Consider the following 15171-nt stretch of genomic DNA (forward strand, 5'->3'; position numbering starts at 1 on the left):
GAGGGGCTGGCGGTGATCTCCGCTATATCGCGCTCAAGGCGCGCTTCACGAAAAGCGCGTCGACTTCACTCATAGGGAGGAGAGAGCGTGATACGTCTGCTGCTGTTGTTGCCGTTCATCGGCCTGATGATCGTGCCGTTCTACAATATCCGGGAGCCCTATCTGTTCGGTTTCCCGTTCTTCTACTGGTACCAGCTCGCCTGGGTGCCGCTGACCTCGCTGCTCACCTACATCGTCTACAGGAGCGTGCGTCGTGCTGGCTAATGTCGATAGCGCGGCGTTCGCCGTTTTCCTCGTATTGTTCATCCTCGTCACCGGCATGGGCTTCGTCGCTGCGCGCTGGCGCAAGCCTGAGACGCTAGCTCACCTCGACGAGTGGGGCCTCGGCGGCCGCAAGTTCGGGACCTGGATCACCTGGTTCCTGGTCGGCGGCGATTTCTACACCGCCTACACCGTCATCGCCGTTCCCGCGCTCGTCTATGCGGTCGGCGCCTATGGCTTCTTCGCGCTGCCCTACACCATCATCGTCTATCCCTTCGTGTTCGCGGTGATGCCGGTGCTGTGGAAGATCGCCAAGGAGCGCGGCTACGTCACCGCGGGCGATGTGGTTCGCGGTGCCTACGGCTCACGCGGGCTCGAGCTTGCCGTTGCGGCGACCGGCGTGCTGGCGACGATGCCCTACATCGCGCTCCAACTCATCGGCATGGAAGTCGCGATCAAGGCGCTCGGGCTGAGCGGCGAGGTGCCGCTCGTCCTGGCCTTCCTGGTGCTGGCGCTCTACACCTATTCGTCGGGCCTGCGCGCGCCTGCGCTGATCGCCTTCGTCAAGGACATCATGATCTACATCGTGGTGATCGCCGCGATCGCGATCGTGCCGTCCAAGCTCGGCGGCTACGGCGCGATCTTCACCGCGGCGGATGCAGCCTTTGCGGCCAAGGGCTCGGGCGGCATCCTGCTGTCGCCGGCGCAGATCGTGCCCTACGCCTCGCTGGCGCTCGGCTCGGCGCTCGCCGCCTTCATGTATCCGCACACGCTGACCGGCATCTTCGCCTCGTCAGGCGGCAACACCATTCGCAAGAATGCGATGCTGCTGCCGGCCTACACGTTGCTGCTCGGCCTGCTGGCGCTTCTCGGCTACATGGGCCACGCGGCAGGGCTGAAGCTTGCGAGCAACAATGACGTCGTGCCGGAGCTGTTCAAGACGCTGTTCCCGAGCTGGTTCGCAGGCTTTGCCTTCGCGGCGATCGCGGTCGGTGCCTTGGTGCCGGCAGCTGTCATGAGCATTGGCGCGGCCAATCTGTTCACCCGCAACTTCTGGAAGGTGTGGGTCGATCCGAAGGTGACGCCGGCAGGTGAAGCCAAGGTCGCCAAGATCACCTCCATGCTGGTAAAGGTCGGCGCGCTGCTCGCCATCCTGTTGATGCCGACGCAGTTTGCGCTCGACCTGCAACTGCTTGGAGGCCTCTGGATCCTGCAGACGCTGCCGGCGCTGGTGTTCGGTCTCTATCTGACCTGGTTCTCGAGCACGGCGCTCTTGGCCGGCTGGGCCGTCGGCCTTGCGGGCGGATCGTGGCTGGCCTGGTCGGATGGGCTGAAGCCGCTGCACGGCATGGACTTCGGCGCCGGCAAGGTCGCGATCTACACCGGTCTGCTGGCGCTCGTGCTCAACATCGTGGTCGCGGTCGTAGTCAACCTCGTGCTCAAGGGCCTTCCGCAGGCTCGCTTGTCGCGCGAGGCGGCCTGACGTCAAGACTGGATCGGCGGCTGGACAGCCGGCCGCCGATCCAAAGTGCCTTCCATGCGATTGAAAACGCTTTAGTATCCGCCCGCGTTCCGAGCCCTCATGAGTGGGCGGATCGGTCTGGAGTGAGGATATCTTGCAGGCGTGGTTCGTTCTCGCGGTCGCGGCCGGTTATGTGACTACGCTGTTCCTGATTGCCTGGTGGGGCGATCGGCGGAGCTCGGACGGACCGCTGGTCTCGCCAAAGTCCTGGGCGGCGGCGATCAGCTATTGCCTGACGCTTGCGGTCTACAACACCTCATGGAGCTTCTACGGGTCGGTCGGCCGCGCCGCCACCAGCGGGCTGGACTTCGCCACGATCTATATCGGTCCGACGCTGGTGCTGCTGTTCGGCCAGAAGTTGCTCGGCAAGTTGATCGCCATTGCGAAGGCCCAGAACGTCACCTCGATTGCCGACTTCATCGCCGCACGCTACGGCAAGAGCCAAGTACTCGCCGCCTTCGTGACGCTGGCCTCGCTGCTCGGAGTGCTTCCCTATATTGCGCTTCAGCTCAAGGCCGTCGGCAAGAGCTTTGACTATCTGATCCTACAGCCTGAGCGCGCCAGCGGCGAGGCGCTGCGGTTCTGGCAGGACTCGGCCTTCGGCGTCGCGGCGTCGATGGCGCTGTTCGCAATCGTGTTCGGCGTTCGCCACGTCCATGCCAGCGAGCATCATCGCGGCTTGATGCTGGCGATTGCGTTCGAGAGCGTGGTCAAGCTGATCGCCTTCCTTGTCGTCGCGTGTTCGTGCTGTTTGGGCTCTCAGGAGGACCAGCCGCGCTGCTGTCGCAGTTCTCTTCGGATCCGCAATTGGCTGGGATCCTCGCCTTCGATCCCGCCCAGCCGGTCTGGCCCTCGACGATCATCATCTCGGCGATTGCCTTCCTTTGTCTGCCGCAGGCGTTCCACGTCGTCGTCGTCGAGAACGAGAGCCCTGGCCATACGCGCACCGCAGCGTGGCTTTATCCAGCCTATCTTGCGCTGTTCAGCCTGCTGATCCTGCCGATCGCGGCCGCCGGCCTTGCAAGGTTCGGTGCGATGACGGACCCCGACACCTACGTCATCTCGCTGCCGATCGCAGCGGATGCGGGCACCATCAGCCTGATCGCCTTCCTGGGTGGACTGTCGGCCGCCACCGGCATGGTGATCATGACTTCCGTCGCTCTGAGCACCATGCTCTGCAACGACGTCATCATGCCGCTGTTGCTGCGCTCGCGCTTCTTCGGCCTGCGCGCCCAAAGCCGGCCGGTGACTTCGGTGCTGATGACGGTGCGCAGGCTCTCGATCCTCTGCATTCTGCTGCTGGCCTACCTGATGCACCGCCTGGTCAACCAGGCCTATCCGCTCACCGTCATCGGCCTGTTGTCGTTCGTCGCAGTCGCGCAATTCGGTCCAGCGTTCGTCGGTGGCCTGTTCTGGCGGCGTGCCAACAAGATCGGTGCCTCGATGGGAATCGCCGCCGGATTCCTGATCTGGGCTTATACGCTGCTGCTTCCCTCGGCCGCACCGCTATGGCCCGCCTTCGAGGAGATCGTTAGCCACGGCCCGTGGCAGCTCGCTTTCCTCAAGCCGAACGCACTGTTCGACCTCGGCGGGCTCGATCCGATCTCGCACGCGACGCTGTGGAGCCTTGCCGCCAACATCATCTGCTTCGTTGCGTTTTCGCTGCTGGGGCGGCAAACCACCGTCGAGCGCAATCAGGCTGCGGCATTTGCCGACGGTGTCGTCCGCGACACGGTGCCAAAACTGTCATCGCGCGTGGTGGTCCGGCTCGAGGATCTCCGCGCGCTCGCCCGGCGCTTTGTCGGTGCGGAGCGCGGCGAGGCGGCTTTTGACGGCTATCTCACATCGCGTATGGCGGGCACCGGGCCGCGCCTCGATCCGTCCGACTTCGTCGATCTCGACTCGATCCGCTTCACCGAGAATCTTCTCGCTGGCGCGATCGGTGCTGCGTCGGCGCGCGTGGTGATTGCAGCCTCGCTGGAAGGGCACTCGCTGTCGCGGCGGGCGGCGATGGCGATGCTTGACGAGGCTTCAGAAGCCCTCCGCTTCAATCGCAGCCTGCTGCAAAGCACGCTCGAAAGCGTGCCACAGGGCATCTGCGCGTTCGACGCCGATTTCAACATCACGGCCTGGAACGGGCGGTTTATCGCGCTGCTCGACCTGCCGCCGGATTTCGTGCGCGTCGGCCTTCCGCTGTCCGAGCTCATTGCCTTCAATGTCGAGCGCGGCGAATACGCCGCGTCCGAATTCGCTGCGCTCCTGGTCAATCGCGACGTCGCGACCCAGAGCTGGCCCTATCTGTACGAGCGCAAGCGGCCGGACGGCACGGTGCTCGAGATTGTCTACAATCGCGCCGCAGAGGGCGGTTATGTCTCGACCTACACCGACGTGACCGAGCGTCACCGCGCTGCGGAAGCGTTGCGGCGCGCCAACGAGCATCTCGAACTGCGTGTCCGCGAGCGGACCGAGGCGCTTGAGCAGGCCAAGGCGGAGGCCGAGCAGGCCAATCTCGGCAAGACCCGCTTCTTGGCGGCGGCCAGCCACGATCTGCTGCAACCGCTGAACGCGGCGCGTCTGTTCCTGTCCGCGCTTGACGAGAGCCTCCATGCTTCTTCGCACGCTGGTGCCGCGGGGAAGGAGCGAACTCTCGCCGGTAGCGCCATCACGGCGCTGCGCTCGACCGAGCATGTCCTCGATCGGCTGCTCGACATCTCCTCTTATGATGCCGGTGCCGTTCGTGCCGAGCCGATCGACTTTCCGATCGCGGATCTGCTCGTGCAGCTGAACGTGGAATTCTCCGCGATGGCGCGCGAGCGTGGGCTCGTCCTCCGCGTCGTCGATTGCCGGCTCGCTGTGCGCAGCGATCCGCATTTGCTCCGACGGATCTTGCAGAACCTGCTCTCGAATGCGCTACGCTACACGCCCAAGGAGACTTTCAAGGGACGCATCCTGCTTGGCTGCCGGCGACGCGGCGGCGACTTGCGCATCGAGGTCTGGGATACCGGGATCGGCATCGCCGCGGCGGATCAGAAGCGCATTTTTGAGGAGTTCCAACGCCTGGCACCGGGATCGGAGAAAGGGCTGGGCCTAGGGCTCGCGATCGTCGATCGCATCTCGCGGCTGCTCAGTCATCCCGTCGACCTCCGTTCGCGCCCCGGACACGGCTCCTGCTTTGCCGTCACGGTGCCGCTCGCGCACGGGCCGGGAACGTCGCTCCAGCGCAAATCGGCCGACGCGGCGCCTGATGTGACGGAGCGTGCGCTGACGATCCTGTGCCTGGACAATAATGCAACGATCCTCGATGGTCTGACGGCGCTGCTCGGCGGCTGGGGTCATCGCGTCCTGGTCGCAACCGATGCCGCCAACGCGATGGCGGCGGCCGCGGCAAGCCCGCCCGACGTCGTGCTGGTCGATTATCATCTTGATGGCGAGCGTACCGGCTTGGACTTTCTCGACGATCTCAGGCAGAGATCGGGCCGCGGCGCCTGCGCGCTGGTCGTCACCGGAGATCGCAGCGAGGCCGTCCGGACAGCGGCGAAGGCACGTGGCTGCGAGGTACTGTCCAAGCCGCTCAAGACCGCGGCGCTGCGTCGCTTCCTCGGGGGTGAGGCCTTGAGCCGGCAGTTCGGGACCCAACAGGGAGCCTCATCATTGTGACCATGCGCATCCTTATCGGCGATGATCATCCGCTGGTGCAGGCTGCGCTCCGCAGCGCGCTGTCGACCGTGCTGCCCGACCTCGACATCATAGCCTGCCAGTCCCTCGACGAGGCGGTGAGCGTGCTCTCGGCGCAATCGGACGAGATCGACCTCATCCTATGGGACCTGACGATGCCGGGGATCCAGGGATTTGCCGCGCTATTCATCCTGTCGGCGCAATTTCCGATGGTGCCGGTTGCGATCATCTCGGCGCGGCAGGACGCGGCCACGATCCGTCGCGCCATCGCCTATGGCGCATCCGGCTACATCCCGAAATCGCTCAGCCTGCCCGAGATGGCAGAGGCGATCACGAAGATCCTGGCCGGCGAAATCTGGATGCCCCCCAATGTCGGCGGCCGCGGCTCGATCCAGAGCGCCGATGTCGAGCTTGCCGCCCGCATGGCCTCGCTGTCGGCGCAGCAGCTGCGCATTCTCACGATGATCGTCGAGGGCAAGCTCAACAAGCAGATCGCCGGCGAGCTCGATATCGCCGAGCAGACCGTGAAGGGTCACGTCTCCACGATCCTGCGCAAGCTCGGTGTCGGCTCGCGGACCCAGGCTGCGGTCCTCGCCGAGCGGCTGTCGTTCAGGCAGCCCGGCGGGGCCTGATCTCGCAAGGTCAAAAAACAAAACGGAGGCGGTACTGCCTCCGTTCTCATTCATAGTCGCTAAAGCATGATCCGGAAAAGTGCGGAGCGGTTTTCCGAAAAGATCATGCTCAAACAAAGAGCTAAAGCGCGATGACGATTGAACCTAATCTCATCGCGCTTAAGCCTCGCCGCTTTATCCCAACCGCCCCGCCGCATGTGCGAGCAGGGTGTAGACCAGGCCCGTCTCCGAGGTCAGGTGGCTGCGCAGCTCCTGCGGGCCGCGACCGTCGCGGGCGACTTCGTCGAGCAGGCGTTCGAACTCACCGATGTAGCGGTCGACCGTGCCCTTGAAGTTGCGGTCGGCGCGATATTTGCGGGCGACCTCGTCGAAGGCCTTCTGGCCGGCGGGCGTGTACAGGCGCTTGGTGAAGGCCTTGTTCTCGCCGCGCTGGTAGCGGTCCCACATCTCGGCGGCGAGGTTGCGGTCCATCAGCCGGCCGATGTCGAGCGACAGCGATTCCAGCGGATTGCTGCTCGCCTGCGGGGCCTGCGGCTGCGGAGCGGGGGCAGCCTGGCGGCCGCGCGGGGCCTCACGACCGGTCGAAGCCGCCTGGCCCGCGTCCGTGCGGTTCAAGAGATCCGACAGCCAGCCGTCGCGGCCCTGGTCGTTGCCACCAGGGGCGACCGGGGGGGCCTCGGTGCGACGCGAGGCGGCGGGCATGCCGAGGTCCGGCGGCGGCAGCGTCGAGGCGCTGCCGGTGTCGCGCATGCGGGTCTCGGTGCCACGACCGCCCACGCTTGCCATCACCGGCTCTTCCTGGCGCTGGACGGCGACGGAGGCGCGGCCCGCCGTGGTGACGTCGAGGCCGCGGCCGTGCTGGGCCACGATGCGGTTGAGCTCGGCGAGCGCCTCGATCTGGTCGACGATCACCTTGCGCATCTGCGCGGTGCTCTCGGCGGCCTCCTGCGGCATCTCGAGCACGCCGCGGCGCAGCTCGTTACGGGTGGCTTCGAGCTCGTTGTGCATCTCGAACGCCATCTGCTTCATGCTGGCGACCAGGTTGCCGAACTTCTCGGTCGACTGCTTGAACATCGCATCCGCCTCGTCGGTGGTCTGGCGGTAGATGTCGTGCATGGCCTCGATGGTCTGGCGATGCTCCTCTTCGGACGCCGCGCGCACCGCCTCGAACTGGCGGGTGATCGCGGCCGAGCCTGCGCCGGCGGTCTCGGCGACCACGCGCGCGATGTCGCGGGCGCGCTCTTCGGCCGCAGCGAGCGACTCATCGAGCAGCCCGGTGAAGCGCGACAGGCGCTGGTCGAGATCGGCGGTGCGCAGGTCGATGGTGGTGACCAGCGATTCCAGCGCCGCCTTGCGTTCGGCAAGCGAGGCGGTGGTGTTCTTGTTGCTCTGCTCGACCACCTGTGCGGCCTCGACCAGCGCCTGGCCGTGCTTGTCGAACTGGGTCGACAGCTCGCCGAGATCCTGCAGCGCCCGGGTGGTCTTCGTATTGAAGACATTGAGCTGGTCTTCCAGGTTCTGCGTCGCCGCGCCGTTGCGCGAGGTGACATCGTTCATCGCCGAGACGAAGTCGGCGACGCGCGTCACCAGCGCCCGCTCCAGCGAGTTGAGGTTGTCGTGCGCACCGGTCAGCACCTCCTGGAGCAGGATGTTGCCTTCGCGCAGACGCTCGAACAGGGCGACCGTGTCGGTGCGCAGGATCTTGCTGGTCTCCTGCATCTCGGTGACCGCAGCGATGGAGACCTGGCGCGACTGGTCGATCGCCGCGCGCGAGGCTGTTTCGAGGTCCTTGAGCGACTTGCCGACGGCGCTGGTCGCGATCTCGCTCGCCGCGTTGATGGTGCGGGCGACTTCGTTGCCGTTGCCCATCATGCTCTGCGAGAAGGCCTGGCCGCGCGTCTCGATCGACTTCAGCGCGTCGGAGGTGACCCGGTCGATGTCGAGCGTGAGCTGGCTGGTCTTCGAGCCGATCGCGTCCACGAGCGAGCCGCGCTTGGCGTCGATCATGTTGGAGAGGCGGTCGGCCTGCTGCTGCACATAGGTGACGATCTCGTCGGTCTTGCCGGTCATGGCCTGGCCGAAGCTCGAGCTGGCGGCGAGCACCGAACGCTCGACGTCGGCCGAGCTCGACTTGACACGCGAGCTCGCCTCGTTGGAGGCAGAGATCAGCGCGTTCTGGGCATTGAGCGCGCTGGTCTGGATGTCGTTGGTCGCGTTCGCCGTGGCCGTGCTGAGCGCGCGCTCGATCTCGGTCGAGATCGTGCGGATCTGGCTTGCGGCGTCCGCAGAGGTCGAGGTCAGCGAGATCTGGGCCTCACGCGCGCTGCTCAGGATGGTCGAGGCGGTGTCGGCGCCGACCGCGGTCAGCGTGCGTTCGATATCCGTCGTCAGCGACTTGATCTGGGTCGCGGCGTCGGTCGAGGCCGAGATCAGCGTGCCCTGGGCCTCGCGCACGCCGCTGGTGAGCGCTTCGATGGTGGCGCCGCCCGCGGTTGCCAGCGCGCGCTGCATCTCGGCGGCGAGCGAGCGGACCTGGCTGGTCTGTTCGGCCGAGACGGAGAGCAGGGTGCTCTGGGCGTCGCGGGCGCTGGCCGTGATGGTTTCGGCGGTCGTCTGGCCGACCTGCGACAGCGAACGATGCACTTCGACCGCGAGCGACTTGACCTGACTTGCGGCCTCCGAGGACGCATTCACGAGCGTGCTTTGAGCTTCGCGGGCGCCAGCCAGAATGCTCTCCGCCGTCGAAGTGCCGGCCATGGAAAGCGAGCGCTGCACGTCGGCTGTGAGGGCCTTGACCTGGTTTGCCGCGTCCGCAGATCCGGCGACGAGCGTGCTCTGGGCTTCGCGCGCACCCGTCATGATGGTCTCGGCCGTCGCGGTGCCCGCCATCGAGAGCGAGCGCTGCACGTCGGAGGACAGCGCCTTGATCTGGTTGGCGGTCTCGGTCGAGGCCGCGATCAGCGTGCTCTGCGCATCGCGGGCACCCGCGGTGATCGATTCCGCCGTCGAGGTGCCGGCCATCGAGAGCGAGCGCTGTACCTCGGCGGTGAGCGTCTTGACGTGGTTGGCCGCGTCCGAGGACGCCGTGACGAGCGTGGTCTGCACCTCGCGGGCGCCGGCCAGGATCGAGGCCGCGGTCGCCGAGCCGGCTGCCGACAGCGTGCGCTCGACGTCGGCCGCGAGGCCCTTGATCTGGTTGGAGGCATCGCCTGAGGCTGCAACCAGCGACGACTGCGCTTCGCGGGCGCTGGTCAGGATCGAGTTCGCAGCACCGGTGCCGACCGCAGTCAGCGCGCGCTCGACCTCGGCCGAGGTCATCTTGAGCTGGGCGTTGACGTCGGAGGAGACCGTCATCAGGGACTGCTGCGCGGTGCGCGCACCGGTCTGGATCGTCTCGCTGGTGTTGACCACGAGGTTGGTGAGCGAGCGCTCGGCATCCTCGACATGCGAGCGGATCGCGGTCGAGATCATCTCGGCGCGGGACATCATGTCCTCGCTGGCCTGGCGGCCGCTGCTCTCGATGCGGCCGGCGACGGCCTCGACCCGCGAGCCGAGCAGATCCTCGAATTGCGCCACGCGGACGTCGATGTCGCTCGCGACCGAACCGACCTTGGTCTCGATCGCCTGCTGGATGTCCTGGAAGCGCGCCGTGACCGTATCGGTCAGATGCATGCTGCGGCCGTCGATGAGGTCGGCAACGCTGGTGATGCGGTGATCGACCGCCTCGATCGCCTGTGCGGTGCCGTCGGTGAGCGTGGATGTCAGGAGGCCGAGGCGCACATCGATGGACTGCAGGGCCTGCGAGGCGCCGTTTGTCAGGGCGGTGTTCAGATAGGTGAGGCGGGTGTCGATGGTCTCGAGGGCCTGCGACGCGCCGCCGGTGAGCGTGGTGGTGAGATGGGTCAGGCGGCTGTCGATTGTCTGGATGGTTTGCGATGCGCCGTCGGTCAGCGTCGTCGTGAGGTTGATCAGGCGTGAGTCGATGGATTCGAGCGCCTGCGCCGCGCCGCCGGTGAGCGTCGTCGTGAGGTTGGTCAATCGCGCATCGATCGACTGGATCGCCTGCGTCGCACCGTCGGTCAGCGTCGTGGACAGCGCGTTGAGACGGCCGTCGATGGTCTCGGTGACGGACTTCGCGCGGGCATCGAACGACTGCTCGAGCGCGCCGACGCGGCCGCCGAGCTGTTCGTCGAAGGTCTTGATTTGGCCTTCGATCGTGCCGTCGAGGCTGGCGATCTTGCCGTTCAGCGAGGCGTCGAGATTGGACACGCGCTCGCCGATCGTGGTCTCGAACTGCACCAGGCGCTGGTCGAGAATGGCCGTGATCTCGCCGCCGTTGGCGGTGAATTGGGCGTCGAAATTCTCGACATAGGTCTTCAGCGAGTCATGAATGTCCTGCGTGCGCTGACCCATGCGCTCGACGATCTCGCCGCCGAAGGTCTTCACGGTGCGGTCGAACTCGGAGATGTGGCGGGTGATCAGGGCGCCCAGCGTGCCGGAATCGCGGGCGAACCTCTCGACCAGTTCGGTACCCTGGTTCTTCACCAGCTCGTCGAACGCGCTCATCTGCAGCGACAGCGAATCGTGCGCGGTCTCGGTCTGGCTGACGACCTTGGCGACGAGGGTGTTGACCGTGGCCTCGAGCGCTTCGCTCGCCTTGTCGCCGGAGGTCATGATCTGGCCGGCGAGGCGGTTGCCGGCGTCGTCGATCTTGGCCGAAAGATCGTTGGAGCGCAGCTCGAGTTCGAGCAGCAGCGAGTCCGACGAGTTCTTGAGGCTGTCGTGCACCAGCTCGGTGCGCTCGGAGATGCCGTCGACAATCGCGGCGGAACGCTGCTCGAACTCGCCGGTGATGCGGTCGATGCGCTCGTTCAGCATCTCGTGGACGCGGTCGGCGAGGTCGACGAACTCGTCGTGGACGTGGCCGGTCTTGAAGTTGAGGCTGGTGGTCAGCCGCTCGCTGGCGTCGAGCACCGCGCGCGTGGTCTCGGCGCTGGCCTCCTCGAGGCGGTCGAGCAGGTCGCCGCCGCGCTCGCCGAGCGCCAGGATCATGTTGTCGCCGGCATGGCTCAGCGCGCCGGTGATGTGGGCGCCGCGCTCTTCCAGCGCGCCGGTGATGGATTTGGCGACCTCGTCGACGCGCGAAGCGATCGCATCCGAGATCAGCGCGATGTCGTGGCGGAGGTCGATCTGCACGCCGGAAATGGCGCTGCGGACCTGCTCGGCCTGGCCGACCAGGTTGTCACGCTGGTGGGCGATGTCCTGCAGCAGGGCGCGGATGCGCACCTCGTTGTCGGAATAGGCGCGCTCGAGTGCGGCGACCTCGTTGGCGACAAGGGTCTCAAGTTCGCCGGCACGCGCGATGGCGCGCTCGATGCCGTCGCCCATCGCCGCGACCTCGCGGCGGATGGCCTGGCCGACGGTAACCATGGAATCGGAGGCCGAGCCTTCTGGCTCGGAGAAGCGGATCGCGACCTGCGCCATCGCTTGCGCGACTTGGCTCATCTGCTGGCCGCGCCAGACCAGGCTCGCGAGGAAATAGAACAGCATGATCGGCGCAAAGAACATGGTGGCGAGGCCGGCGATCGCCAGCACGCCGCCGCTCTCGCCCATGGCGGCCCGAATCGAGGGCAGGAAGCCGACCGTCAGCGCGGCGCAGGCTGCAAGCCAGACCACGGTGAAGATGGTGGCGCCGGTGTAGATGTTGCGGGCAGGGCGGCCCGTCTGCAGCGACTGCAGCAACTGGCCTATGGTCTCGCGGTCATCATTGGCGGCGCGGCGCGAGGTCCGCGGTTCCTCGATGGAATCGAACACGGCGCGTTCATCGGCGGCGGGCCGCGGCTCGAAGGCCGGATCGTCGAACACGGGCGGCGCGGGAGGTGCGACCGGCGGCACCGTTTCGTTGCGCATCGATGCGTTCCGGCTGGTGTCGGCAGCCGTGTCGCTGATGTTGAGGGCTTCCTGGATCGCAGAAAGCGCAACTTCTGTGGGGTCTTTGACCTTTTTGGGAGTATTGGCCATGTTCAGTCCGAGCCCTCGTTACTTACTTGTACGCGTCCCCCGCGAGCCCTGCGCGCGGCGCAAGCCCACAGACCGGATCATGCCGCTTGCGCGGATCTCTAAGCCGTCCCCACCCGGACGGCTTGTCCGCCAATTTCCGCAACATCCTATTGGCAGAGCGTCGCGAATGAAATGCCCGCGATTAAGACATTCTTAATCATCGTTAACAGGAATGGGCCGTAACACCTTAGGCCTAAATGAAATTCTCCACTGGACTCCGCGGATTGCGGCAACTTTTCGTCAAGAAACGGGCGGATTTGAGTAAAACGACCCAAACACTTTGTTAACCATTTCCGTGCTTCGGTTGCGAGATCCGCCGGACCGGCGGATCATCGCGTGATGCCGGGGCCTGCGCCATGACGCCTGAACTGCAACGGATGGACTGGATGCCCTCGCCCCCGCTTGCGCCCATCGACAGCCCGCTCGACCTCAACCACCTCTCGCGCATGACGCTGGGCGATGCCGAGCTTGAGCAAGAGGTGCTGGCGATGTTTGCCGAGCAGGCGGTCCGCCTGATCGCGGCTATGGCCTCGCTGCCGGCCGAGACCGGCGCGCTGGCACACAAGCTCAAAGGCTCGGCACGCGGGATCGGCGCGTTCGCGGTCGCCGATGCGGCGGCCGGCCTCGAGACGGCGATCAGGACCGGCGACAACCCGCCGAGGGCCTTTGCTGCCCTGAAAGAGGCGGTGGCCGAGGTTCGTGCCGCGATCGCGACGATCCTCAAGCACTAAAGCCGGGGTCTCCAAAGGGCCCTGGTCTGCTCACCGCAGTGCTTTGTTTCGGCGCTCTTTCTCTCCGGCGAACAGGTCCCCACTTCGCTTGAAAACGCTATGGCGCGGCCCTGAGCGACCCGTTATAGGACAGCCCAGACCTCCTTTTTCCCCCAGATCGCGGCAGCACGAGAACACATGGCCAAAATTCACTTTGTCGACCACAAGGGCGAAACCCGCACGGTGGAAATTGAGAACGGCGCGACCGTGATGGAAGCCGCCATCCGCAACAGCATTCCCGGCATCGAAGCCGAGTGCGGCGGCGCGTGCGCCTGCGCGACCTGCCATGTCTATGTCGATGAAGCCTGGCGCGAGAAGGTCGGCAGCCCGACGCCGATGGAAGAGGACATGCTCGACTTCGGCTTCGACGTGCGCCCGAACTCGCGCCTGTCGTGTCAGATCAAGGTCTCCGACGACCTCGACGGGCTCGTGGTGTCGACGCCGGAACGTCAGGCCTGATCTTCCTCTTTAAGAGCGCATGATCTTTCCGGAAAACCGCTACGCGCTTTGCGCTAACGCGGCCCTGCGGGTCCGGATCATGCGCTAAGCGGCCGGCGGCGCGACTTCGATGCCGCGCTTGTGCCAGGGCTTGAATTTCTCGACCACCTCCGCAGTCAGCGGCGCCGGCCGCCGCGTCGCCTCGTCGAGCAGGACGCCGACCGACGTCGCCGATGCGATGCACGTTCCATTCGAGAACACGACCTGCTCGAAGGTCACCGACGTGCGTCCTAGCTTGACCACGCCGAGGCCGAGCTCGATCGTGCCCGGCCAGTGCAGCTCGGCGCGAAAATGCATGTCGAGCCGCACCATGATCCAGGCGAAGCCCGGCGGGGTCAGCCCGTATTCGGGAAGCTTCATCAAGGTGACGCGGCCGGTCTCGAAATAGGTGGCATAGACCGCGTTGTTGACGTGCTGGTTCGGGTCGAGATCGCCGAAGCGGACATTGTCGCTGAGGCGAAAAGGGAAGTCTTCCAGGCGCGGCGTCGTGTCGAGGCGGCTTGGTGCGTTCACCTGATGATCTCCGTCAAATCCAGCCTCGTTACAGCCCAGTTATCTTGGCCCGGCAAGTGGGTGTGCCTGCGGGGCCCTCCCGCTTTTATGCCTTCCCTGATCCATCCCCGTTGGCTAGACAGGCGGGGTCACCTCTGCCCGCCGGGCGCCGTCCAACCGATAACGACCGATAAAGAGACGACATGAGCGACATGATCAAAACCGATGTGCTGATTATTGGCGCCGGCCCCTGCGGTCTGTTCGCCGCCTTCGAGCTTGGCCTTCTCGACATGAAGGCGCATTTCGTCGACATCCTCGACAAGGTCGGCGGCCAGTGCGCCGAGCTCTATCCGGAAAAACCGATCTACGACATTCCCGGCATTCCGCAGGTTTCGGGGCAGGGGCTCACCGACGCGCTGATGGAGCAGATCAAGCCGTTCCACCCGACCTTCCATCTCGGCGAGATGGTCGAGACGGTCGAGAAGATCGGCGATCCCTTGTTTCGCTGCACCACCGACACCGGCAAGGTGTTCGAATGCAAGGTGGTGGTGATCGCGGCCGGCGGCGGCTCGTTCCAGCCCAAGCGTCCGCCGGTGCCGGGGATCGAAGCTTATGAAGGCACCTCGGTGCACTACGCCGTGCGCAAGATGGAAACCTTCCGCGACAAGAACGTGCTGATCGTCGGCGGCGGCGATTCCGCGCTCGACTGGACGCTCAATCTGCATCCGCTCGCGAAGCGCATCACGCTGCTGCATCGTCGCGACGATTTTCGCGCCGCGCCCCACAGCGTCGAGCAGATGCGCGCGCTGGTTGCCGCCGGCAAGATGGATTTGCGGCTCGGCCAGGTCACCGCGCTGTCAGGTGCTGACGGCCAGCTGACCGGCGCCACGGTCAAGGGCAACGACAACAATGTCAGCGAGATCGCCTGCGACACCATGCTGCCGTTCTTCGGATTGACCATGAAGCTCGGTCCGGTTGCGAACTGGGGCATCGCGCTGGAGAATAATCTGGTGCCGGTCGAGACCAGTGCGTTCGAGACCAACGTGTCAGGCATCTTCGCGATCGGCGACATCAACACCTATCCCGGCAAGATCAAGCTGATCCTGTGCGGTTTCCATGAAGGCGCACTGATGTCGCAAAAAGCCCACCGTTATGTCTATCCGGAGAAGCGGCTCGTGTTCCAGTACACGACCTCCTCCTCCAGCCTGCAAAAGAAGCTTGGTGTCAATTAGTGGCGCCGGTGTCGGGCGCGTAGCGTCCC

The 15171-nt window shown here is 65.5% G+C and carries 10 protein-coding genes; 8 read left to right on the plus strand and 2 right to left on the minus strand.

Going from position 1 to position 15171, the window contains the following annotated elements:
* Positions 1-87: 87 nt before the first annotated feature.
* From ACNJX9_RS15195 to ACNJX9_RS15215, 5 genes are all read left to right on the plus strand, one after another.
* Positions 88-264 carry a DUF3311 domain-containing protein gene (locus ACNJX9_RS15195; RefSeq protein ID WP_083514315.1) on the plus strand — a complete coding sequence of 59 codons (177 nt, stop codon included), beginning with the start codon at positions 88-90 and terminating at the stop codon, positions 262-264.
* The gene (gene mctP / locus ACNJX9_RS15200) at positions 254-1744 is read left to right on the plus strand and encodes a monocarboxylate uptake permease MctP (RefSeq protein ID WP_439409433.1); all 1491 of its coding nucleotides are present in this window, start codon (positions 254-256) and stop codon (positions 1742-1744) included. Before ACNJX9_RS15195 ends, mctP begins: the two co-directional genes overlap by 11 nt.
* 133 nt (positions 1745-1877) lie before the next feature.
* A complete protein-coding gene (locus ACNJX9_RS15205) occupies positions 1878-2777 on the plus strand; it encodes a sodium:solute symporter family transporter (RefSeq protein WP_439409434.1) in 900 nt (299 codons plus the stop codon).
* Between the two features lie 1022 nt (positions 2778-3799).
* Positions 3800-5440 carry a hybrid sensor histidine kinase/response regulator gene (locus ACNJX9_RS15210; protein WP_439410065.1) on the plus strand — a complete coding sequence of 547 codons (1641 nt, stop codon included), beginning with the start codon at positions 3800-3802 and terminating at the stop codon, positions 5438-5440.
* Complete coding sequence (locus ACNJX9_RS15215) at positions 5437-6090, plus strand: response regulator (protein WP_057749064.1); 654 nt, start codon at positions 5437-5439, stop codon at positions 6088-6090. The genes ACNJX9_RS15210 and ACNJX9_RS15215 overlap by 4 nt, the downstream gene beginning before the upstream one ends.
* 174 nt (positions 6091-6264) lie before the next feature.
* Here the strand turns inward: ACNJX9_RS15215 and ACNJX9_RS15220 are convergent, their stop codons facing one another.
* Positions 6265-12111, minus strand: coding sequence for a negative regulator of septation ring formation (locus tag ACNJX9_RS15220; protein ID WP_439409435.1), 5847 nt, complete (start codon positions 12109-12111; stop codon positions 6265-6267).
* A gap of 395 nt (positions 12112-12506) precedes the next feature.
* Here ACNJX9_RS15220 and ACNJX9_RS15225 point away from each other — a divergent pair, with 395 nt between their 5' ends.
* On the plus strand, positions 12507-12881 hold the full coding sequence (locus ACNJX9_RS15225; RefSeq protein ID WP_083514317.1) for an Hpt domain-containing protein: 375 nt from the start codon (positions 12507-12509) through the stop codon (positions 12879-12881).
* A gap of 177 nt (positions 12882-13058) precedes the next feature.
* Positions 13059-13379 carry a 2Fe-2S iron-sulfur cluster-binding protein gene (locus ACNJX9_RS15230; RefSeq protein WP_271599898.1) on the plus strand — a complete coding sequence of 107 codons (321 nt, stop codon included), beginning with the start codon at positions 13059-13061 and terminating at the stop codon, positions 13377-13379.
* 84 nt (positions 13380-13463) lie between these two features.
* Here ACNJX9_RS15230 and ACNJX9_RS15235 read toward each other — a convergent pair whose 3' ends face one another.
* Complete coding sequence (locus tag ACNJX9_RS15235; protein ID WP_271619864.1) at positions 13464-13931, minus strand: acyl-CoA thioesterase; 468 nt, start codon at positions 13929-13931, stop codon at positions 13464-13466.
* A gap of 182 nt (positions 13932-14113) precedes the next feature.
* Here ACNJX9_RS15235 and ACNJX9_RS15240 point away from each other — a divergent pair, with 182 nt between their 5' ends.
* Positions 14114-15142, plus strand: coding sequence for an NAD(P)/FAD-dependent oxidoreductase (locus ACNJX9_RS15240; RefSeq protein ID WP_439409436.1), 1029 nt, complete (start codon positions 14114-14116; stop codon positions 15140-15142).
* Positions 15143-15171: the final 29 nt, after the last annotated feature.

The organism is Bradyrhizobium sp. BLXBL-03 (assembly GCF_051853015.1).
GTDB lineage: Bacteria > Pseudomonadota > Alphaproteobacteria > Rhizobiales > Xanthobacteraceae > Bradyrhizobium > Bradyrhizobium manausense.

Bases quoted from the DNA above. Each gene is read 5' to 3' on its own strand.
- ACNJX9_RS15210 (WP_439410065.1), top strand. From the start codon at position 3,800: ATGCTTGACGAGGCTTCAGAAGCCCTCCGCTTCAATCGCAGCCTGCTG.
- ACNJX9_RS15220 (WP_439409435.1), bottom strand. From the start codon at position 12,111: ATGGCCAATACTCCCAAAAAGGTCAAAGACCCCACAGAAGTTGCGCTT.
- ACNJX9_RS15225 (WP_083514317.1), top strand. From the start codon at position 12,507: ATGACGCCTGAACTGCAACGGATGGACTGGATGCCCTCGCCCCCGCTT.
- ACNJX9_RS15230 (WP_271599898.1), top strand. From the start codon at position 13,059: ATGGCCAAAATTCACTTTGTCGACCACAAGGGCGAAACCCGCACGGTG.
- ACNJX9_RS15240 (WP_439409436.1), top strand. From the start codon at position 14,114: ATGAGCGACATGATCAAAACCGATGTGCTGATTATTGGCGCCGGCCCC.